The sequence below is a fragment of the Tistrella mobilis KA081020-065 genome (genome assembly GCF_000264455.2).
Lineage (GTDB): Bacteria > Pseudomonadota > Alphaproteobacteria > Tistrellales > Tistrellaceae > Tistrella > Tistrella mobilis.
On sequence record NC_017956.1, the window covers coordinates 496,571 to 517,094 of the forward strand.

Here is a 20,524-nt window from a genome sequence, read left to right on the forward strand (position 1 = left end):
GGAGCCATGATGGACATTCTGATGCTGGCGCTGGGATCCGGGCTGTTCGGCCTGGCAGCTCTCGCAGCTGTCGGGATCGCACGGCTATGACCCCCCTGCCTGAACCGGGGCTGGTCGATCTGATCGGGTTGATTCTGGGCGGCTTGGCCGTTGCGGCGCTGGCCGCATGGCTCACCGCCGTGCTGATCCGCCCCGATCGCTGATCCCGCCCCTGAGACGGATCCTGCCATCCCATGATATCGACGGATTTCGGGCGGATCGCGCTTTATCTCGCGATCCTGGCCCTGATTGCGGTGCCGCTCGGCCGCTGGACGGTCGCCGCCGCGTCTTCCTCCGGCCGTTTGGGCCGCGTCTTTGCGCCGGTCGAGGCCGGCATCCTCGGCCTCTCGGGCGTGCGTGCCGGCCGCGAAAGCAGCTGGCTCGGCTATGCGCTGGGGCTGATCACCTTCAACTATGCCGGCTTTCTGCTGCTCTATGGGGTGCTGCGCCTGCAGGGCGTGCTGCCCTGGAACCCGGCCGGCATTCCGCCGCTCGATCCGGCGGTCGCCTTCAACATCGCGATCAGCTTCGTCACCAACACCAACTGGCAGGCCTATTCGGGGGAGGCGCAGCTGTCCTCCTTCTCGCAGGCCTTCGGGCTGGGGGTGCAGAACTTCCTGTCGGCCGCCACCGGCATTGCGGTGATGGTGGCGCTGGCCCGCGGCTTTGCCCGCGCCGAGACGCCGACCATCGGCTGCCTGACGACCGACGTCACCCGCATCACGCTGCGCCTGCTGCTGCCGCTGGCGGTTGCGGTGACCATCCTTCTGGTGCTGCAGGGCGTGCCGCAGGTGATGACCGGCACGCTGGCATCCGTCGGTCTGGACGGGCATGCCCAGGCCATCCCGCTCGGGCCCGTGGCCTCGCAGGTGGCGATCAAGCAGCTCGGCACCAATGGCGGCGGCTTCTACGGCGTCAATTCCGCCCATCCACTGGAGAACCCGACCGCCTGGTCGAACCTGATCGAGGTGGTGGCGATCCTGGCCCTGCCGGCGGCGATGCCCTTCGCCTTCGGCCGCCTTGCCGGCGATCCGCGCCAGGGCCGGGCGTTGTTCCTGGCCATGTTGATCCCCTTTGCCGTCTTTGTCGGGCTGACCGTCTGGGCGGAGACGACCGGCAACCCGATCCATCACGCGCTGGGCCTCGCCGGTCCCAATATGGAAGGCAAGGAGGTCCGCTTCGGGGCCGCCGACAGCGCCATCTGGGCGGCGGCGACCACGGCCGCGTCCAACGGCTCGGTCAATGCCATGCATGACAGCTTCACGCCGCTCGGCGGCATGGTTGCCATGATCGGCATGATGCTGGGCGAGGTGATCTTCGGTGGTGTCGGCAGCGGGCTCTACGGGTTGATCATCTTCGCCGTGATCGCGGTCTTCGCCGCCGGGCTGATGGTCGGCCGCACGCCCGAATACATGGGGAAGAAGATCGAGGCGCGCGAGATGACGCTGGCGATGCTGGCGCTGATCGGCCTGGCGGTCGCGATGCTGGTCCCGGCCGCCCTGTCGGCCGTGCTGCCCGCGGGCCGTGCCGCCGTGCAGGATGCCGGGCCGCATGGCCTGTCCGAGATCCTCTACGCCTATGCCTCTGCGGCCGGCAATAACGGCTCGGCTTTCGCGGGCTTCGGCGCAGCCCAGACCTTCCACGCCATCGCCGTCGGCATCGCGATGATGATCGGCCGCTATTTGCCGGTGGTGGTGGTGCTGGCGATCGCCGGCAGCCTGGCTGCCAAAAAGAAGATCCCGGCCACTGCCGGCACCCTGCCGACCCATGGCCCGCTCTTCATCGGCCTGCTGATCGGCACGGTTGCGATCATCGGCGGTCTTACCTATTTCCCGGCGCTTGCGCTGGGTCCCGTCGCGGAGCATCTGTCCATGCTCCTCGGCCGGACGTTCTGACGGAACCCGCTCCCATGCGTACATCCGAGGACATCCGCCTCGTCGACCCGGCGCTGCTGTCGCGCGCCGCCCGCGAGGCCTTCACCAAGCTCGCGCCCCACGCCCTTGCCGGCAATCCGGTGATGCTGACCACCGCCGTGGTCGCAGCCGTCGCGACCATCCTGGCCGTGATCGATCTTGCAAGCGGCGGCCCCCATGGTGCGGTGCTGGCGCAGATCTGCCTCTGGCTTTGGGCGACGGTGCTGTTCGGCAATTTTGCGGAAGCCCTGGCCGAGGGCCGCGGCCGGGCCCGCGCCGACAGCCTGCGCGCCACCCAGTCCGAGACGCCGGCAAAGCTGCTGCCGGCCATGCCGCGCGGCGATGTCCGGATCCATGACTGGCGCGAGGTCTCGTCCCGCGATCTGGGGCCCGATGACCTGGTCTATGTTGAGGCGGGCGACATCGTGCCTGCCGATGGCGAGGTCGTCGCCGGCATCGCCTCGGTCGACGAAAGCGCCATCACCGGCGAAAGCGCGCCGGTGATCCGCGAAAGCGGCGGCGACCGCTCGGCGGTCACCGGCGGCACCCGGGTGGTATCGGATGCGATCGTGGTCCGCGTCACCCAGCGGCCGGGCGAAAGCTTCCTCGACCGGATGATCGGTCTGGTCGAGGGCGCGACGCGGCGCAAGACGCCGAACGAGATCGCGCTGACCATCCTGCTGGTCTCGCTGACGCTGATCTTCCTGATCGTGGTGGCCAGCCTCGAAGCCTTCGCCGCCTTCTCGGGCACGCTGATCCCGGTCGGCTTCCTGATCGCGCTGCTGGTCACCCTCATCCCCACCACCATCGGCGGCCTGCTCTCGGCCATCGGCATCGCCGGCATGGACCGGCTGATCCGCGCCGGCGTCGTGGCCCGGTCGGGCCGTGCGGTCGAGGCGGCGGGCGATGTCGACGTGCTCCTGCTGGACAAGACCGGCACCATCACCTTCGGCAACCGCATGGCCGATGCCTTCCTGCCCCTGCCCGGCGTGGGGGAGGCGCGGCTGGCAGAGGTTGCGGCGCTCGCCAGCCTTGGCGACGAAACGCCCGAGGGCCGCTCGATCCTCGATCTGGCGCGCAAGGCCCATGGTTTCCGTGCCGAGGCGGCGGAGGTCGCGCGCATGGTGCCCTTCACCGCCCAGACCCGGATTTCCGGCGCCGACCTCAACGATGGCCGCCGCCTGCGCAAGGGCGCGGGCGATGCGATCCTGAAGCAGGCCAGGGGCAGCGTCCCGCCCCAGCTCGGCCATCTGGTCGATCAGGTCGCGCGCAGCGGCGGCACGCCACTGGTGGTGGCGGAAGACGACCGGCCGCTGGGTGTCATCCACCTGAAGGACGTGATCAAGCCCGGCATCCGCGAGCGCTTTTCGGAACTGCGGCGGATGGGCATCCGCACGGTGATGATCACCGGCGACAACCCGATCACGGCGGCCGCCATCGCGGCGGAAGCCGGTGTCGATGACGTGCTCGCCGAGGCGACCCCCGAACGCAAGCTGGAACTGATCCGGGCTGAACAGGCCAAGGGCCGGATGGTCGCCATGTGCGGCGACGGCTCAAATGATGCGCCGGCGCTGGCCCAGGCCGATGTCGGTGTGGCGATGAACGAGGGCACGCCGGCTGCCAAGGAGGCCGCCAATCTGATCGATCTCGACAGCGATCCCACCAAGCTCATCGAAGTCGTGATGGTCGGCAAGCAGCTGCTGGTCAGCCGCGGGGCCCTCACCACATTCTCGATCGCCAATGACGTGGCGAAGTATTTCGCGATCGTGCCGGCGCTGTTCGCGAGCGTCTATCCGGCGCTGGGTGCGCTCGACATCATGCAGCTTTCAAGCCCTGAAAGCGCGATCCTCTCGGCGGTCATCTTCAACGCCCTGATCATCGTGGCGCTGGTGCCGCTGGCGCTCAAAGGCGTGGCGGCACGGGCAACCTCGGCCGCGGCGCTGCTGCGCCGGAACCTGCTGATCTATGGCCTCGGCGGCCTGATCGCACCCTTCATCGGCATCAAGGCGATCGACATGGTCGTCTCGGGCCTGGGCCTGGTCTGAGCGAGGGAGACCGTCTTATGCTGCACCCCATGTTGCGCAACATCCGCCGGGCGGTGGTGCCGCTCGTGCTGTTCTCGGGCCTGCTCGGCCTCGCCTATCCGCTGGCCATGGCCGGCCTTGCCGGGGCGATCGCGCCCCGGCAGGCGGCGGGCAGCCCGGTCACCGATGCGGCCGGGCGGGTGGTCGGCTCGGCGCTGGTCGGCCAGGATTTCACCTCCCCCGGCTATTTCCATGGCCGCCCCTCTGCCGTCGACTACGACGCAGTGGCGGCCGGCGCCTCCAATCTCGGGCCGACCTCGGCTGCGCTGGCGGCAGAGATCCGCGACCGCATCGCCGCGGTCAGGGCCGAGACGGGGGCGGGCGGCGCGGTTCCGGGCGATCTCGTGACGGCCTCGGGCTCGGGGCTCGACCCGGATCTCTCGCCCGAAGCGGTTCGGCTGCAGATCCCGCGGGTCGCGAAGGCCCGGCAGATGGCGCCCGATGCGCTGGAGGCCCTGGTGGCCACCCATGTCGAGCGGCCGGTTGCCGGGCTGATCGGCCAGCCCCGGGTCAATCTGCTGCGGCTCAACATGGCACTCGACGCCATGGCTGGCCCCGGGGCAGGCTGAGCCCTAAGCCCCGCGCGCGGAGAGCCCGATGACCAGAGACGCCGACAGACCCGCCCCCGAGGCGCTGATCGAGGATGCGAAGCGCGAGCGCCGCGGCCGGCTCAAGATCTTCCTGGGCGCCGCCCCCGGCGTGGGCAAGACCTATGCGATGCTGGAAGAGGCGCAGCGCCGCCGTGCTGAAGGGACCGATGTCGCGGTGGCGGTGGTCGAGACCCATGGCCGGGCCGAGACCGAGGCGCTGCTGCGCGGGCTGGAGGTGATCCCGCGCCGGATCCTGACCCATCGCGGCCGGAGCTTCCCCGAGATGGATCTGGATGCGGTGCTGGCCCGCCGCCCGGCCCTGGCCCTGGTCGACGAATTCGCCCACACCAATATCCCGGGGGCGCGCCACGAAAAGCGCTTCCAGGATGTGGCCGAGCTGATCGATGCCGGCATCGACGTGCTGACCACGCTCAACGTCCAGCATCTGGAAAGCCTGAACGACATCGTCCAGCGCATCACCCGCATCCGGGTGCGCGAGACCCTGCCCGACGACGTGCTGGCGATGGCCGACGAGATCGAGCTGATCGATCTGCCGCCCGACGATCTGATCCGGCGCCTGCGCGAGGGTAAGGTTTATCTGGGCGACCAGGCGCGGCGGGCGGTGCTGCATTTCTTCAGCCGCGGCAATCTGACGGCGCTGCGCGAGCTGGCGCTGCGCGCGGCCGCCGAGCGGGTCGATGAAGAGATGATCCGCTATATGCGCGCCCATGCCGTGCCCGGCCCCTGGCCGGCGCGGGAGCGGCTGATGGTTTGTATCGGCACGGGGGCAGAGGCCGAGGCGGTGGTCCGCGCCGGCCGACGCATGGCCGACCGCGCGCGGCTGCCCTGGATCGCGGTCCATGTCGAGACCGGGACCGGCGCCGCGTCTGCCGGTGATTACACCCCCCAGGACCGCGCCAATCGGGCGCTCCGGCTGGCCGAGCGGCTGGGGGCGGAGGTGACCGTGCTGCCGCGGCCGGTGCATGCCCGGCGGCTGGCCGACGAGCTGGTGGCGCTGGCGCGGGAGCGCAATGTCAGCCGGATCGTGATCGGCCGGGCGCCCCGCCGGCCCTGGTGGCGGCGCCTGGGGGCCGGCGGCGGGCTGGCCGAGGCGCTGGTCAGCCGCGCGACCGGCTTCGAATTGACCGTCATCGCCGCCGAGGCCGGGACGACCGCCGCCGCAGCCGAACCCGGCCGTCTGCAGGCGGAGGCCCCGGGCCCGCATTTCGGGCCGCGGGAACTGGCGCTGATCGGCGTGTCGGTGGCCGCCGCCGCCCTGGTCTCGACCCTGGTCGAGATGATCCTGCCTTTGCCCAATGTGTCGCTGGTCTTCCTGATCGCGGTGCTGGTGGTGGCGGTGCGCGGCGGGCTCTGGCCCTCGATCGCGGCCAGCGTGCTCAGCTTCTTCGCCTACAATTTCTTCTTCACCGTGCCCCACCACACCTTTCAGGTGTCGCGAACCGAGGACATCCTGACCATCGTCTTCTTCCTGATCGCGGCGGCGCTGACCGGCAATCTCGCCGGCCGGCTGCGGGAGCGGGTGCAGGCGGAGCGGCAGGCGGCGCGGCGGGTCGGCAATCTGTATGATTTCGCCCGCAAGGCCGCCGGGGCGGCCGATGTCGACGATGTCGCCTGGGCGGTGGTCTCTCATGTCGCGCGCACGCTGCAATGCGATGCGGTGCTGCTGCTGCCGGAACCCGATGGCGGGCTCAGGATCGGCGCCGGCTTTCCCCCGGAGGACCGGCTGACCCCCGCCAACCGGGCGGCGGCGGAATGGGCCTGGCGGCACGAGCGGCCGGCGGGCTGGTCTTCCGACACGCTGCCGGCCTCGGACTGGCTGTTCGTGCCGATGAAGGCCGCGCGGGGGCCCGTGGGGCTGGTCGGCGTCTCGTTCGGCGGGCGCGACGGCCGGCCGAAACAGCTGGGCCCCGAACAGCGCCGGCTGCTGGAGGCGGTGGTCGATCAGGCGGCGCTTGCCGTCGACCGTACCCTGCTCGCGGCCGATATCGAGCGGGAGCGGCTGAAGGGCGAGGCGGATGCCCTGCGGGCGGCCCTGCTCTCATCCATCAGCCATGATCTGCGCACGCCGCTGGTCTCGATCATCGGCGCCGCATCGAGCCTGAAGAGCCTGGGGGAGGCGCTGGATCCCGGCGCCCGCGGCGAGTTGGCCGACACCATCCACGACGAGGCGAGGCGGCTGGATGCCTATGTCCAGAACCTGCTCGACATGACCCGGCTCGGCCATGGCGCGCTGGCGCTGCGTCGCGACTGGGTGGATCTGGCGGAACTGGCCGGGCGGGTGCGCGGCCGGCTGGCCCGGCAGCTGGGCGGGCGGCAGCTGGACGTGGTGGTACCCGAAGGCTTGCCGCTGCTTCATGTCGATGCGGTGTTGATGGAACAGGTGCTGGTCAATCTGGTCGACAACGCGGTCAAGCATGGCGGACCGGATGGCCGGATCACCATCGCCGCCGCCCTTGCCGATCGCGGCCGAAGCATCGACATCCGGGTGGAGGATGACGGGCCGGGCATCCCCGAAGCGGATCGGGAGGCCGTGTTCGACATGTTCCACCGGGTGAAGGCGGGCGACAGCCAGCCGGCGGGCACCGGGCTCGGGCTTGCGATCTGTCGCGGCTTCGTCGAGGCTCATGGCGGCACGATCCGTGCCGAGGCCGGTGCCGGTGGCCAGGGCACCCGGATCGTGATCCGCCTGACCGTCGCGGAGCCGCCGGCCCCGCCGCCCGAAGATGCCGAGTGATGCCCCCTCATCGGAGAGACGATGCCCGTCGACATGAACACGGCCCGCATTCTGGTGGTCGATGACGAACCCCAGATCCGCCGCTTTCTCAAGATCGCACTCGGTGCCGCCGGCTTCGAGGTGATCGAGGCGGCGACGGGGGAGGAGGCGGTCCGGGCCGCGGCGACCCGGGCGCCGGCGATGATCGTGCTGGATCTGGGCCTGCCTGATATCGACGGCACCGAGGTGATCGGCCGGATCCGCGACTGGTCGGGCGTGCCGATCCTGGTTCTGTCGGTGCGGGCTGACGAGGCCGGCAAGGTGGCGGCGCTGGATCGGGGGGCGGATGATTACGTCACCAAGCCCTTCGGCATCGCGGAACTCACCGCCCGCATCCGGGCGACGCTGCGGGCGCGCGGCACCACACCGGCCCAGCCGGGGCAGATCCCGGCCGCGCCTGATGACGAGGCGCTGATCCGCATCGGCACCCGGATCACCATTGATCAGCCCCGCCATGAAGTGACGCTCGACGGTCAGCCGGTGAAGCTCAGCCGGCGGGAATACGACCTGCTGCGCATCCTGGCCCGCAATCGCGGCCGGATGATGACCCATGCCCAGCTGCTGCGCGAGGTCTGGGGGCCGGCGCACGAGGCCGACACCCATTATCTGCGGATCTATGTCGGCCATCTGCGCCAGAAGCTGGGCGACGACCCCGCCGATCCGAAGCTGATCGTCAACGAGCCCGGCGTCGGCTACCGGCTCGACGGGGGCTGACGGGAAGAGACTGGTGACATCAACCCCACCATCAACCCCGCGGGTTGATGGTGGGCGGAATCAGGCCAGCCCCTTGGCGCGGGTGATGTCTTCCAGCGCCGCCAGCCAGTGATGGTAATAGGTGGTGCCGAGATCCGGATCACCGCCCAGCTGGGCGGTGACGATGCGGGCCGACAGGGTCGCCGCCCATTCGTTCCAGCTGAACAGGCCGGCCTCGTGCAGGGACACGACCAGGGCGAAAGCCTGGGCTTCCCAGGGTTCACGGAAGACCGGCCCCTCGGCATCCGCCGGCTGGCCCAGCAGCAATGGCGGCATCTGCCGGGACGCGGACGGCGTGCAGGTGATGCCGTGGGCGCCGGCATCCGGCGTGCCGGTGGCCGCGGGGCGGGCAGCACCGGCCGGCACCACGGTGATGGGGCGGGGTGTTGAGGGGGGTTGATGCTCCGTCGCCATCATGCCGGCTCCAGATAGTCGTCCCACAGATCGGCGTGGACGCAGTCGTTGGGATGGGCGGTTTCGCCCCAGAGATCGCGGGCGGCGAAGCGCACGGCATAGCAGGGCTGGGGATCCTCGCCGCGGCGGGCGGCGGCGGCATCCGGCAGCACGAAATCGCCGTGCAGGCGCTCGATCGTGCCCACGCGGCCGCGCACATAGCGCGGCGCCCTGGTATGAGCCAGGGTGTTGATATCGCGGACCTTTACCCGGTCTCCGGCTCTGAAGCGGGCGGGGTGGCCGCCGCCCTCCCGGCGGGCGCTGGCACCACGCGCCAGGATGGCGGCCGCCTGGGGCGCATCGGGGGCGGGTTTCAGGTCGGCGGGCAGGGCCGGGGCCGCCGGATCGGGCACCCCCGTTTCAAATTCAGCGACGGTCGCGAGGCCATGGCGGACCATCAACTTTTCGAGCCCGCGCAGCCAGATTTCATAGTAGCTGCTGGTCAGATAGACCGGCGGCGGCAGGCTTTCGCGGGCATGACGGGCCTCGTCGATCGACCAGCGGCCCAGGAAGCCGATGGCCAGCGTCACCGCGAGCGCGCGCGCCTCCCAGGGGGCATGGAAGACCGGCTCGTTGACCTCGATCCCGATCGGGCCGAAGCCCATCATGCCGCCCAGATCCTGTGCGCCGTTCATGACCGCATCTCCGGTGTCTGGTCGGCCAGACGGGTGACGCCGATCATCGAATCGCGGGTGACGATCGCCGCCAGTTGATCCTCGTCCCAGTCTTCGGTGCCGGCAGGGCGCTGGGGCAGGACCAGATAGCGCAGCTCCGCGGTGCTGTCCCAGACCCGAACCTCGACATCGTCGCCGACCCTGCAGCCGAATTCGGCGAGCACCCCGCGCGGGTCCAGCACGGCCCGCGAGCGATAGGGGGCGGATTTGTACCAGACCGGCGGCAGGCCCAGCACCGTCCAGGGATAGCAGGAGCACAGTGTGCACACGACCATGTTGTGCACCTGGTCGGTGTTCTCCAGCACCACCATGTCCTCGCCCTGGCGGCCGGTGAAGCCGAACTCGGCGATGGCGGCGGTGGCATCGCTCAGCAGCCGGGCCTTGTAGGCCGGGTCGGTCCAGGCGCGGGCGACCACGCGGGCGCCGTTGCGCGGCCCGACCTTGCTTTCATAGGTGTCGACGATCAGGTCGAGCGCCGCCGGATCGACCAGCCCCTTGGCCACCGCCAGCGCCTCGATCGCCTTCACCCGCGCCGCCATGGGCGAAGGCGGGGCCGCATGCGCGTGCCCCTGCCCGTCATGTCCGTGATCATGATCGTGATCATGGGCATGGTCATGATGATCGCCTGCCATCCTGTCCTCCCTGGGGCGTCGTTTCCGTGCGCGGTTCCGTTCAGTCGACGGTAGGCCGCTCGGGTATGCGGCGCAAGTCGGTGCCGGGCAATGTGGACCGGCCGGGCAGCCCGTCATCGGCCGTCATCGCCTGTTCCAGCCAGGCGGCGACGCGCTCGATCTCGGGGCGATCGGCGGCGCTCTCGCCGTGGATCAGCCAATAGGCGTCGGTCCAGGGGACGGCGGTGGCGAACAGCCGGGCCAGGCGGCCGGCGGCGATGTCGGTCGCGACCATGCGGTTCGGCGCCAGCGCCACGCCATGGCCGGCGATGGCGGCGCCGATCAGATGGTCGTGATCGCCCAGAACCGGGCCGCGCGGCGGCTCGGCGCGGGAGATGCCGGCGCTGCGGAACCACAGATCCCAGGCATCTTCGGGGCCGCGCAGCAGCCGGTAGCGCAGCAGGGCTTCGGGGGCCGCCGGCCGCCCCGCCCGGGCCAGATAGACCGGGGCGGCGACCGGCACCAGCATGTCGCCGGCCAACCGGTCGACCCGCTCGCTGCCGCGCGGCCGGGCCCCGATCCTCAGGATCAGGTCGGGCGGCGGGGCATCGCCATCGGGGGCGCCTTCCACCATCAGATGCGGCTCGATCCCGGGGACGGCGGTCTCCAGCTCGTCCATGCGCGGCATCAGCCAGCGGGTGGCGATCACCGCCGGGGCCGCGATGCGGACCGGCTCGGCCGGCAGGCCGTCCAGCTCCACCAGCCCGCGGGCGAGCAGGTCGAACATCTCGCGAGAGGTGGCATAGAGCCGCCGGCCGTGTTCGGTCAGCACCACCTTGCGGTGGAGCCGGCGGAACAGCCGCATGCCCAGCCGGTCTTCCAGATCGCGGATCCGGTGGCTGATGGCACCGTCGGTGAGGTGCAGTTCCTCGGCGGCGCGGGCAAAACTCTGATGGCGGGCGGCAGCCTCGAAGGCATGCAGGGCACCCAGGGGCGGAAGGCGACGACGTGACATGGCAGGACGCTCCGGATCTGGCGTCGACCGGGCGGCATCCGCTGGGCCTTTAGGGCAGCGAGGTGCGGTCAGGGGCGCGCGGTCCACATCGTGGGATCACGATGATGGTCCGGGCCGGCCTTTCCGCACCATCCGCGGCCGGTCCGGCAATTCCTGTCTCCAGCAGGGGAAACGAGGTCGCCGAACCAACGGCCCGCGGCGGATGCCGGGTCGAAGGCGGTCTGAATGACGAATGAGGGGAGCTTGGGCCGGGACCGGCCGCACTCAGGCGGCGCGGGGTACTCCGGAACGGGCGGAGGCCGGCGGCGTGACGGCGCCATGCCGGGCGATCGGGGTGGCAGCGTGCAGCGGATGCATCACGGTACCACCCGGTCGCTTGTCATCTTTGCCGCGGCGACCGTCGAGGTCGAACTGGCGGCGCGAGATGGAGCCTCCATCGGCATGGTCGGCCTGCCAGCCGCCAAACCAATTGCGGTCGCGCCCCTGATTGCGGACGGCCTGCACGGTCATCACAGTCACGGCGGCACCAAGAGTGACGGTCGCGATGGTGGTCGCGGTCACGGTGGTGGCGGTGGCGGTGCGAGCGGGCGAAGCGGCGGCGATCAGGGCGGACATGTCGGCGATCTCCGTATCGGCACGCGGGCCGGGACGAAGTGTCCGGGCCGGGGTGCGGCTAGAGCCGGGCAAAGGATGCGCCGAAATGTCGCGCAATCCAACCCCGAATCCGTTGATCCTGCGACGATTTGATCCTTATGTCCGGCCCGCTGTGTCCTGGGGGTCGCGTGCCGCCCCTGCGGTCGGATGGCCGCCGGCCAGCGCCGCGGCCATGCGTTCGGCCTTGTCGATCATCAGCATCGCCGCCACCGGCGGGCAGGTGCGGATCGCGGTCTCGCGCCAGATCGCCAGCCAGCGGTGGAAATGACCCGGCGTCAGCTCGGGCATCGCCGCATGGGTGCGCATCGGATTGCCCTTATAGCTGCCGTCGTGGAACAGCACCGAGCGCCAGAACCCGACCACCCGGGCGATGTGGTCGGGCCAGGCATCATCGGCGACCCGGGCAAAGATCGGCGCCAGCATTTCGTCGTGGCGGGCACGATCGTAGAAGGCGGCGACCAGCCGTTCCAGGGTGGCGGGATCGACGGGGCTGTCGGTGACGGCTGCGCGCTGGCGGAGAGGTGGGGAGGTGGTCATGTACGGGCTCGCGACGGCTGCGGAAGAGGCGTGGGGCGGCGGCATGCGATTGGGGCCTTGCCCCCTGCCGCGTGGCAACGTAAACCATTGTGGGGCCAAGGGGACAGACGGAAAACCCGATGACGGATCTGAAGGATCAGAAGCACTCTGTGCCACAGGGGCCGGCGACGCCGGGACGGCGGCGCTTCCTGCGTTTCGGCGTGGCCGGGCTCGTGGCCGGAACAGGCCTGCTTGCGGGCTGTGAGGCGCGTGCCCCCCGCCAGATGACGGTGATCGAGCCGGCGCCGATGCCCGAAACCCTGCCGCCGCAGGAGGTCGTGCCGGGCATGCCGCTGTTCCCGACCCGGGCGGTGCTGAGCAAGATGGAGCGCAGCCTGGTCTTCTTCGACGGCGACCGCGAGGTGAAGCGCTATTCGGTCGCCATCGGCCGCGGTGGCCCGGGCCCGAAGCGGGAAGAGGGCGACGCCCTGACCCCAGAGGGCCGCTATCACATGATGCCGCCGGGACGCGAATCCCTCGACGGGTTCCGCTGGTTCATCCCGATCAGCTATCCCAATGCCGAAGACAAGGCGCGTGCCGCCGCGGCCGGCGGGCGGCTTAAGCTCGGCGGCGCGATCGGTCTGCACGGCACCGGCGACGGCCCGTGGGAGAGCATTCATGCCCGCGGCGACCGCAGCTGGACACTGGGCTGCCTGGCCGTCACCAACCAGGAGATCGACGAGATTCGCGAGATGATCTCGTATAACGGCCGCCGTCCCTTTCCGATCGACATGCGGGCCTGAGGCCGGCCATGGGGTGGCGGCTCCGGATCCTGCCCGGGCTGATCGCGAGCCTGGTCCTCGCGGCCTGCGGGGGCGGCAGCATTCCGGGGCCCGATGCGCCACGGGCGGCACCTCTGGTCTGCGCGGCGGAGCCGCCGCCGGGTGGCATGGTTGCGGCGATGGTCAATGTGGCCGAGGGCGAATGGCGGGCTTTCGGCAGTCCGGTGGTCGATTTCCGGGGCGGCGCACCGTCCCTGAACCCGCCGGGCCTGGACGAGACCGACAGCCGGGTGCGCGGCCGGCTTCAGCTCTACTGGCGGGCGGCGGCGGATGATCACGGCCTGAAGATGGGTGCCTCCGACGTGCCGGAGCTGTCGCCCTGGTCGGCGGCCTTCATCTCTTATGTCGCCTGCATGGCGGGCATCTCCCCGGCCGATCTGCCGCCGGCCTCGCGGCATCTGGACTATGTCGATCATGTGATCTTCCGCGCCCTCGGCACCCAGGGCGATCTCACGGCCCGCTTCGTGCCTGCCGATCCGCACGAGACCTCGATCCGGCCGGGCGATCTGCTCTGCGCCGATCGCGGCCGCGCCGAGGGCGGGCCGGAACTCGACGACTGGCATCAGCGCGCGCGGGAGGTATTGGATGCCCGCGCCCGCGGCTGGGATACGCGGCCGAGGGGCATGCATTGCGATCTGGTGGTCAGGGTCGGGCCGGGCACGATCGCGGCGATCGGCGGCAATGTCCGGGATCGGGTGGCGATGAGCCTGTTTCCGGCCGATGCCTCGGGACGGCCGATCCCGGTCAGGGGCACGCCTCATTGGTTCGTGACGCTCGCCGCGGTCGACCACTGACCGGGACGTCGCTGCGGTTTCATCCAGCGGTCACCGGACGGTCACGGAGCGGTCCGGAGCCCGGCGGCAGGATCGGCGGACCGGCGGGCCCTTGGGGCCCGCGCGCTCCAGCGGATCCGAGGTTTCTGATGAGCGACACGGCACCCACTCCTGACCGCATCCACAACGTGCTGTTCCTGTGCACCGGCAATGCCGTGCGCAGCATTATGGCCGAAGCCCTGCTCAACCATCTGGGCAAGGGGCGTTTCCGGGCCTACAGCGCCGGCAGCCATCCGGCCGGTGCGCCCGATCCGCTGGCGCTGGCCCTGCTCCAACGGTCGCGCATCCCGACCGAAGGGCTGCGCTCGAAGAGCTGGGACGAATTCCGCGGCCCCGACGCGCCGCGCTTCGACTTTGTGTTCACGGTCTGCGATCAGGCGCGCGAGACCTGTCCGGCCTGGCCCGGCCAGCCGATGACCGCCCATTGGGGTGTGCCCGATCCGGCGGCGGTTCAGGGCACCGATGCCGAGCGTGCCCTGGCGGTGGCCGAGGCCTTCCGCATGCTCAACACCCGCATCGGCATCTTCGCCAATCTCTCGATCGCGGCACTCGACCGCCTGTCCCTGCAGCAGCACATCGACGATATCGGCGACACCGCCGCAGCCTGAGCAGGACCTGCCCGGCGCGGTGTCAACCGCGCCGGGCGATCCCGCCGCCATCCAGCCGGCGCAGCGAGGTGGCGAGCCGGGCCTCTGCCGCCGCGATCTCGCCCAGCGCCTGATGGACATAGCGGATATGAGCCTCTGCCGCGGTTTCGGCCGCGGCCGCATCGCCCGCCAGCACGGCGTCGTGGATCGCGCGATGCTGGGCGCGCAGCGCCTCGCGGGTTTCGGGACGGCGGAACATCGTTTCGCGATTGTCCATCACGCCCCGGCGCAGCAGGCCGGTCAGGGCGCGCATGACCTGCATCAGCACCAGATTGTGCGAGGCTTCGTAGAGCGCCAGATGCAGGGCGACATCGGCCGCGGCCTCGGCCGGTTCCGGTCCGGCCTCATGGGCCCGGTCGATGGCGGCCATGGCCTCGCCGATCCGGGCGCGATCCACGTCGTTCGCCCGCCGTGCCGCCAGGCCCGCGGCCATGCGTTCCGCCGTGGCGCGGAATTCCAGATAGTCGTCGACCACCTCACCGTGATCGGCTATCAGCGCGATCAGCGGATCGGTCAGCCCGCGGCCCAGCGGTGCCACCAGCCGTCGCCCCTGATCGGCCAGGATCAGGCCGCGGCTTTCCAGCAGTTTCAGGGCCTGACGCAGCGTCGGGCGAGAGACGCTCAGCCTCTCGGCCAGCTCCCGCTCCGGCAGCAGCGGATCGCCGGGGCTGAGCGCCCCCTCCAGGATCAGCGTCTCGATCTGCCGGGCGGTCCGCGCCGCCGCGCCGTCGGCGACGGGCTTGCCCTCGTCCTGTTCCATCACGTCCGTCCTGTTGCGCATGGCTCTTGTCATTGCGTTCCTGGTAAAATCAGTTTACCAAGATATCGGTTCTGGTTCTCTTATACGACCGGCAGGCCCGGCCGTCATCCCCTGGAGAGCGTGATGCGCCTTGCCGACTGCCATAATTTCCACGATTTCCGCCGCATGGCCCGCCGTCGCCTGCCGGGGCCGATCTTCGACTATATCGACGGGGCAGCCGATGACGAGGTGACGCTGCGCCGCAACACCGCCGCCTTCGACGACTGCGATCTGGTGCCCCGGGTGCTGCGCGGCGTGGGTGCGGTCGACATGTCGGTGACGGTGATGGGCCAGAAGCTGGCGATGCCGGTCTACTGCTCGCCCACCGCTTTGCAGCGGCTGTTCCATCATCAAGGGGAGCGGGCGGTGGCGGCCGCGGCCGGAAAGTTCGGCACCATGTTCGGTGTCTCGTCGCTCGGCACCGTCAGCCTGGAAGAGGCGCGGCGGATCTCAAACGGTCCGCAGGTCTATCAGTTTTATTTCCACAAGGATCGCGGCCTGAACCGGGCGATGATGGAGCGTGCCCGCGATGCCGGCGTGCAGGTGATGATGCTGACGGTCGACAGCATCACCGGCGGCAACCGCGAACGCGACAAGCGCACCGGCTTCGCCATTCCCTTCCGGCTGAACCTCGCCGGGATCACGCAGTTTGCGATCAAGCCGCGTTGGGCGATCGAACATTTCACCCATGAACGCTTCCGCCTGCCCCAGCTGGACGCCCATGTCGACATGGGTGGTGGCACCATGTCGATCAGCCGCTATTTCACCGAGATGCTCGACCCGTCGATGACCTGGGACGATGTCGCCGCCATGGTTCGGGACTGGGGCGGGCAGTTCTGCCTGAAGGGCATCATGTCGGTCGAGGATGCGAAGCGGGCGGTGGAGATCGGCTGCACCGGTATCGTTCTCTCCAATCATGGTGGCCGTCAGCTCGACGGGTCGCGCACCGGCTTCGACCAGCTGGCCGAGATCGTCGATGCCGTGGGCGACCGGATCGATGTGATGATGGATGGCGGCGTCCAGCGCGGCACCCATGTGCTGAAGGCCCTGTCGCTGGGGGCCAAAGCGGTGGGGCTGGGGCGCTATTACCTTTTTCCGCTGGCAGCCGCCGGGCAGGCCGGGGTTGAGCGGGCGCTGGAACTGATGCGGATCGAGATCGAGCGTGACATGAAGTTGATGGGCTGCACCTCGGTCGACCAGCTTGGCCGGGATGGCCTGCGTTTCCGCAGCCGGGCCGGATGACTGGCAGGGACAGTCATCCTGCGCTATACCGTTGAAGGAACATTGAAACAGAACCGACTGGCGGTACCCATATGCGTCGCACCTCACGCTTCCGGGCCCTCGTCGAGGCCCCGGAGATCCTTGAAATGCCCGGTGTGCAGGATGCGCTGACCGCGCGGATTGCCGCTGAAGCCGGCTTCGAGGCGATCACCTGCGGCGGCTATGCCTCCACCGCTGCCCTGATCGGCGAGCCCGATACCTCGCAGCTGTCGATGCGTGAACTGGCCGATCATTATGCCCGGATCTGCGATGCGGTCGATGTGCCGGTCTTTGCCGATGCCGATACCGGTTTCGGCAATGTCACCAACACCCGCCGGGCGGTCCGCGCTTATGAACAGGCCGGCGTTGCCGGGCTGTTCATCGAGGATCAGGTCTTCCCCAAGCGCTGCGGCCATATGGCCGGCAAGGCGGTGGTGCCGGTCGAGGATATGGTGGCCAAGCTGCAGGCGGCGCTGGATGCGCGGCGCGATCCGGATCTGGTGATCATGGCCCGGACCGATGCGCTCGCCGTCGATGGGATCGAGGCTGCGATCGACCGCGCCTGTCTCTATCGCGAGCTGGGTGCCGACATGGTTTTCGTCGAGGCGCCGCGCACGGTGGAGCAGATGCGCCGGATTTGTGCAGCGGTGCAGGCGCCGCTGCTGGCCAACAACATCGAGGGCGGCTTGACCCCGATGCTGACCGCGGCGGAGCTTGAGGAGATCGGCTATGCCGTGGTCACCCACCCGGTGGCCCTGACCTATGCGGTGGCCAGGGCCGCGCGCGACCTGTTCGCGACCTTGCGCCGCGACGGCATCACCACGGCCTTTGCCGATCGCATGCTCGATTTCGACGGCTTCAACCAGCTGGTCGGGCTGCCCGATCTTCGGGCGCGCGAACAGGCCTATCTCGACCAGGCGGCGCGGGTGATCGCGGGCCGCCCCCATCCGGATCAGGAGACCGGAGAATGACCGATCGGTCGGACAAGCCGTCCACGGGGCGGCGGCGTTTTCTCTCAGGGCTCGGCGCCGGTGCGGCCGGCGCGGCCATGCTGGCCGCCGGCCGGCCGGCAGCCGCCTTCACGGTAGAGCCGGCCACCGGCACGGCAGGTGCGGTGCTGGAAAACGCGCTCGCCGAACAGCGGCGTCATCTGGCCTTCCGTGCCGAAGTGCGTACCGAGATGGTCCGGCAGGGCGCCACGCCCGAGCGCATCGAACAGGCGCTGGCACTGATGGACTGCCCGATCTGCGGCAGCCGGCTCGGCCCCGACAGCATTTCGGCACTGCCGGCATCGGAGCGTGGGGAGGATACCGCCCGCGGGTGACCGCCTGCCGGCACCGTCGACGATGAAGCTGTTTTTTTATTTACATATAATAATCGTTAAATAAATATTGATTTGACGTTTCCTGACGTGAAATCGTATGAACCGCCCTGCGGAATTCCGGAGCGGGTCCGGACGCATGCGGGGGTATATATTCATGACGAATTTCGGCGTGCATGCGGTGATGACCGCCGCGCTGGTGGCGGCGGTGCCGGCAATGGCCGCCGGAGATGACGCGATCTCCGACGGCGTGATCAAGATCGGCGTGCTGAACGACATGTCCGGCATCTATGCGGACATGGCCGGCCGCGGCTCGGTGATCGCCGCCGAAATGGCGGCCGAAGAGTTCGGCGGCGCGATCCGGGGCAAGCCGATCGTGATCGTCTCGGGCGATCATCAGAACAAACCCGATGTCGGTGTCACACTTGTCAATCGCTGGATCGACGAGGAACAGGTCGATGTCATCGCCGACATCCCGACCTCGTCGGTTCTGCTGGCGGTGCAAGAGATCGGTCGCCAGAAGAACCGGCTGGTGCTGGCATCGACCGGCGGTTCGTCGGATTTCACCGGCAAGGCCTGTGCGCCCACCGGCATCCACTGGACCTATGATACCTATGGCCTGGCGGTCGGCACCGGTCTGCCGCTCGCAGATCAGGGGCCCTGGTATTTCCTGACCGCAGACTACGCCTTCGGCCATGCGCTGGAGCGGGATACGACTGCCGCCGTTGAAGCCGCGGGCGGCAAGGTCGTGGGGGGCGTGCGCCATCCGCAGGGAACCTCGGATTTCTCGTCCTTCCTGCTTCAGGCGCAGGGGTCGGGGGCGCGGATGATCGGCCTTGCCAATGCCGGTGCCGATTCGGTGAACGCAATCAAGCAGGCGGCGGAATTCGGCCTGTCGGCCTCGGGTCTCAAACTCGCCGGACTCTATCTCCACATCACCGATATCCATGCGATCGGGCTTGAGACCGCTCAGGGCCTGATCATGACCCAGGCCTTTTATTGGGATCTGAACGACGAGACCCGTGCCTGGTCGGAGCGTTTCTTCGCCCGCCATGGCGCCATGCCGACCATGGGCCAGGCCGGCACCTATTCGGCGGTCCGCCACTATCTTCAGGCGGTGACGGATGCCGGCACCGATGCGACCGATGCGGTGAACGCGCAGATGCGCGCGACCCCGGTGAACGACATGTTCGCGAAGAACGGCCATATCCGGCCCGACGGCCGCGTGGTCCATGATCTCTATGTGCTGGAGGTGAAGTCCCCGGCGGAATCGACCCGGCCCTGGGATTATCTGAAGCTGATCCGCACGGTGCCGGGCGATCAGGCCTTCCGGCCGCTCGACCAGGGTGGGTGCCCCCTGGTCACCGGCGGGGCGGCCGGCTGAGGCCGGTCAGGACCGGCCCCGGCCCCATCGGTCACGATCCCTGTCCCGGTCGCGATCCCGATCGCGGTGGTGGGGCCGGTCGTCATCCCAGCGACCATCGCCGCGGCCGTGGTCGTCCCGGTCCCGGGGGCGGTGGTGATGTTCCCCCGGCCTCGGCCCGCGATGCGGCGGCGGCGTCACCACCCGCACCGGGGGGCGGGGCACATAGATCACCCGTGGCGGTGGCGGCGGGGCATAGCCGTAGCGGGGCGCATGATAGACCCGCGGCGGCGGATCGCCATATCCCCAGCTACGCCGTTCATGGGGAACGCAGGCGCCGAGCAGCAGGGCCGCCGCCGCGATGGTGATCGCGATGGCGGCCGGGCCGCCCGGGCGGGATGCCGGACGGGCAGGCTGTGGGTCCGACATGGGCTTGCCTCCTCAGGCAGGGGCTTGCTGGGGCAGGGGCCTGCGGGCACCGGATCAGTCGTCGCGGCGCTCGCGCAGGATGTTCAGGGTTTTGGGATCGATCTCAAGCTCGACGCGCTGATTGCCGCGGGCGACGGCATCGACCTCGATCAGCCCGTCATCGATGCTGACATCGGTGATGGTCGCGTAGCCCCGGTCGCTGAGCATCCGGGCAAGGGCCGGCAGATCCAGCGCGATGTCGGGGCGGCGGTCGTCGTCGTCACGGCGCTCGCGGATGACTTCGTAGCTGCGCGGATCGATGCGCAGCTCCACCTGCAAGCCGTCGCGGGAGACGGCTTCGGCCGAGATGTGGCGGCGGTCGAGATCGACATCGGTGATCCGGGTATAGCCGCCTGCCGCCAGCCGTTCGCCCAGCACCCGCAGATCCAGTTCGGCGGCCGGTCGCGGACCGGGGCCCTCATGCGGCCGGTCATGGCGGGGGCCGTGATCGCGATCCCGTTCGGCCTTCTCGCGTTCCTTGCCGCCCCAGGGCGGCGGGCCGTCGGCGGGGCGGACGGTGAAGCTGCGGCCGTCATCCCAGGTGATGGTGGTGGCGTCGAAATTCGGGCCGGCGATGCGGCCGGTGACCGTCAGCCGGTCGCCTTCCTTCACCCCCACATCGTGGTACCAGTGGGGACCGGCATGGACGAGCACCTTGCCGCTCGGATCTTCGAGGACGAAATCATTACCCCAGACACCCGTGACACTGCCATGGATGGTGATGTCACGATACTGGTCCAGCTGGCCGATCGGCGTGTCGAGCGCCCGGGCCGGTGCGGCGGGCAGGGTGGCCGCGATCAGCCCCAGGGCCGCGGCCCCGAGGGTGGCTGCGGCGATCGGGCGGCGTCGCGTCGTCCTGGCGGTCATGTCGTCACTCCTCTGCGTCTCCACACGC

The 20,524-nt window shown here is 69.6% G+C and carries 21 protein-coding genes and 1 pseudogene; 13 read left to right on the plus strand and 9 right to left on the minus strand.

Annotated features, from left to right (window positions below):
• Positions 1-86: 86 nt before the first annotated feature.
• The 6 genes from TMO_RS31135 to TMO_RS02315 are packed head-to-tail and all read left to right on the plus strand — an operon-like array spanning position 87 to position 8,134.
• Positions 87-203, plus strand: coding sequence for a potassium-transporting ATPase subunit F (locus tag TMO_RS31135; protein ID WP_145978049.1), 117 nt, complete (start codon positions 87-89; stop codon positions 201-203).
• Positions 204-233: 30 nt separating this feature from the next.
• Positions 234-1,934, plus strand: coding sequence for a potassium-transporting ATPase subunit KdpA (gene kdpA / locus TMO_RS02295; protein WP_014743967.1), 1,701 nt, complete (start codon positions 234-236; stop codon positions 1,932-1,934).
• A 14-nt stretch (positions 1,935-1,948) separates the two neighbouring features.
• A complete protein-coding gene (kdpB, locus tag TMO_RS02300; protein ID WP_014743968.1) occupies positions 1,949-3,997 on the plus strand; it encodes a potassium-transporting ATPase subunit KdpB in 2,049 nt (682 codons plus the stop codon).
• Between the two features lie 29 nt (positions 3,998-4,026).
• Complete coding sequence (gene kdpC, locus TMO_RS02305) at positions 4,027-4,605, plus strand: potassium-transporting ATPase subunit KdpC (RefSeq protein WP_041605351.1); 579 nt, start codon at positions 4,027-4,029, stop codon at positions 4,603-4,605.
• 28 nt (positions 4,606-4,633) lie between these two features.
• The gene (locus tag TMO_RS02310; protein WP_014743970.1) at positions 4,634-7,381 is read left to right on the plus strand and encodes a sensor histidine kinase; all 2,748 of its coding nucleotides are present in this window, start codon (positions 4,634-4,636) and stop codon (positions 7,379-7,381) included.
• 21 nt (positions 7,382-7,402) lie between these two features.
• Entirely contained in the window at positions 7,403-8,134 is a 732-nt protein-coding gene (locus tag TMO_RS02315) for a response regulator (protein WP_014743971.1), read from the plus strand.
• Between the two features lie 66 nt (positions 8,135-8,200).
• Here TMO_RS02315 and TMO_RS32800 read toward each other — a convergent pair.
• The 6 genes and pseudogenes from TMO_RS32800 to TMO_RS02345 all read right to left on the minus strand — a co-directional run.
• Positions 8,201-8,449: pseudogene (locus tag TMO_RS32800) on the minus strand (nitrile hydratase accessory protein); the annotation flags it as partial.
• Positions 8,450-8,586: 137 nt separating this feature from the next.
• Positions 8,587-9,261 carry a nitrile hydratase subunit beta gene (gene nthB / locus TMO_RS02325; protein WP_014743973.1) on the minus strand — a complete coding sequence of 225 codons (675 nt, stop codon included), beginning with the start codon at positions 9,259-9,261 and terminating at the stop codon, positions 8,587-8,589.
• Complete coding sequence (nthA, locus tag TMO_RS02330; protein WP_014743974.1) at positions 9,258-9,932, minus strand: nitrile hydratase subunit alpha; 675 nt, start codon at positions 9,930-9,932, stop codon at positions 9,258-9,260. Before nthA ends, nthB begins: the two co-directional genes overlap by 4 nt.
• 40 nt (positions 9,933-9,972) lie before the next feature.
• Positions 9,973-10,926: a LysR substrate-binding domain-containing protein gene (locus TMO_RS02335; RefSeq protein WP_014743975.1), complete on the minus strand. Its 954-nt coding sequence runs from the start codon at positions 10,924-10,926 to the stop codon at positions 9,973-9,975.
• A 264-nt stretch (positions 10,927-11,190) separates the two neighbouring features.
• Positions 11,191-11,541 carry a hypothetical protein gene (locus tag TMO_RS02340; protein WP_014743976.1) on the minus strand — a complete coding sequence of 117 codons (351 nt, stop codon included), beginning with the start codon at positions 11,539-11,541 and terminating at the stop codon, positions 11,191-11,193.
• Between the two features lie 135 nt (positions 11,542-11,676).
• A complete protein-coding gene (locus TMO_RS02345; protein WP_014743977.1) occupies positions 11,677-12,117 on the minus strand; it encodes a group III truncated hemoglobin in 441 nt (146 codons plus the stop codon).
• A gap of 119 nt (positions 12,118-12,236) precedes the next feature.
• Here TMO_RS02345 and TMO_RS02350 point away from each other — a divergent pair, with 119 nt between their 5' ends.
• The 3 genes from TMO_RS02350 (at position 12,237) to TMO_RS02360 (ending at position 14,379) form a co-directional block, all read left to right on the plus strand.
• Positions 12,237-12,899 carry a L,D-transpeptidase family protein gene (locus TMO_RS02350; protein ID WP_014743978.1) on the plus strand — a complete coding sequence of 221 codons (663 nt, stop codon included), beginning with the start codon at positions 12,237-12,239 and terminating at the stop codon, positions 12,897-12,899.
• An 8-nt stretch (positions 12,900-12,907) separates the two neighbouring features.
• Complete coding sequence (locus TMO_RS28955) at positions 12,908-13,732, plus strand: DUF2272 domain-containing protein (protein ID WP_014743979.1); 825 nt, start codon at positions 12,908-12,910, stop codon at positions 13,730-13,732.
• A gap of 128 nt (positions 13,733-13,860) precedes the next feature.
• Positions 13,861-14,379, plus strand: a complete 519-nt coding sequence (locus TMO_RS02360) for an arsenate reductase ArsC (protein ID WP_014743980.1) — start codon at positions 13,861-13,863, stop codon at positions 14,377-14,379.
• Positions 14,380-14,401: 22 nt separating this feature from the next.
• Here the strand turns inward: TMO_RS02360 and TMO_RS02365 are convergent, their stop codons facing one another.
• Positions 14,402-15,178, minus strand: a complete 777-nt coding sequence (locus TMO_RS02365; RefSeq protein WP_014743981.1) for an FCD domain-containing protein — start codon at positions 15,176-15,178, stop codon at positions 14,402-14,404.
• 123 nt (positions 15,179-15,301) lie between these two features.
• On the opposite strand from TMO_RS02365, the gene TMO_RS02370 reads away from it, so the two are divergent.
• The 4 genes from TMO_RS02370 to TMO_RS02385 all read left to right on the plus strand — a co-directional run bounded on the left by TMO_RS02370 (position 15,302) and on the right by TMO_RS02385 (position 19,182).
• Positions 15,302-16,459 carry an alpha-hydroxy acid oxidase gene (locus TMO_RS02370; protein WP_014743982.1) on the plus strand — a complete coding sequence of 386 codons (1,158 nt, stop codon included), beginning with the start codon at positions 15,302-15,304 and terminating at the stop codon, positions 16,457-16,459.
• A 71-nt stretch (positions 16,460-16,530) separates the two neighbouring features.
• Positions 16,531-17,448 carry an isocitrate lyase/PEP mutase family protein gene (locus TMO_RS02375; RefSeq protein ID WP_041604796.1) on the plus strand — a complete coding sequence of 306 codons (918 nt, stop codon included), beginning with the start codon at positions 16,531-16,533 and terminating at the stop codon, positions 17,446-17,448.
• Entirely contained in the window at positions 17,445-17,801 is a 357-nt protein-coding gene (locus TMO_RS02380) for a hypothetical protein (RefSeq protein ID WP_014743984.1), read from the plus strand. Before TMO_RS02375 ends, TMO_RS02380 begins: the two co-directional genes overlap by 4 nt.
• A 154-nt stretch (positions 17,802-17,955) precedes the next feature.
• A complete protein-coding gene (locus tag TMO_RS02385) occupies positions 17,956-19,182 on the plus strand; it encodes an ABC transporter substrate-binding protein (RefSeq protein WP_051045290.1) in 1,227 nt (408 codons plus the stop codon).
• Between the two features lie 6 nt (positions 19,183-19,188).
• On the opposite strand, the gene TMO_RS02390 is transcribed toward TMO_RS02385, so the two are convergent.
• Positions 19,189-19,590, minus strand: coding sequence for a hypothetical protein (locus TMO_RS02390; RefSeq protein ID WP_041604797.1), 402 nt, complete (start codon positions 19,588-19,590; stop codon positions 19,189-19,191).
• Between the two features lie 54 nt (positions 19,591-19,644).
• Positions 19,645-20,496 (minus strand): PepSY domain-containing protein, encoded by an 852-nt coding sequence (locus TMO_RS31500; RefSeq protein ID WP_187297804.1) that lies wholly within the window; start codon positions 20,494-20,496, stop codon positions 19,645-19,647.
• Positions 20,497-20,524 lie beyond the last annotated feature (28 nt).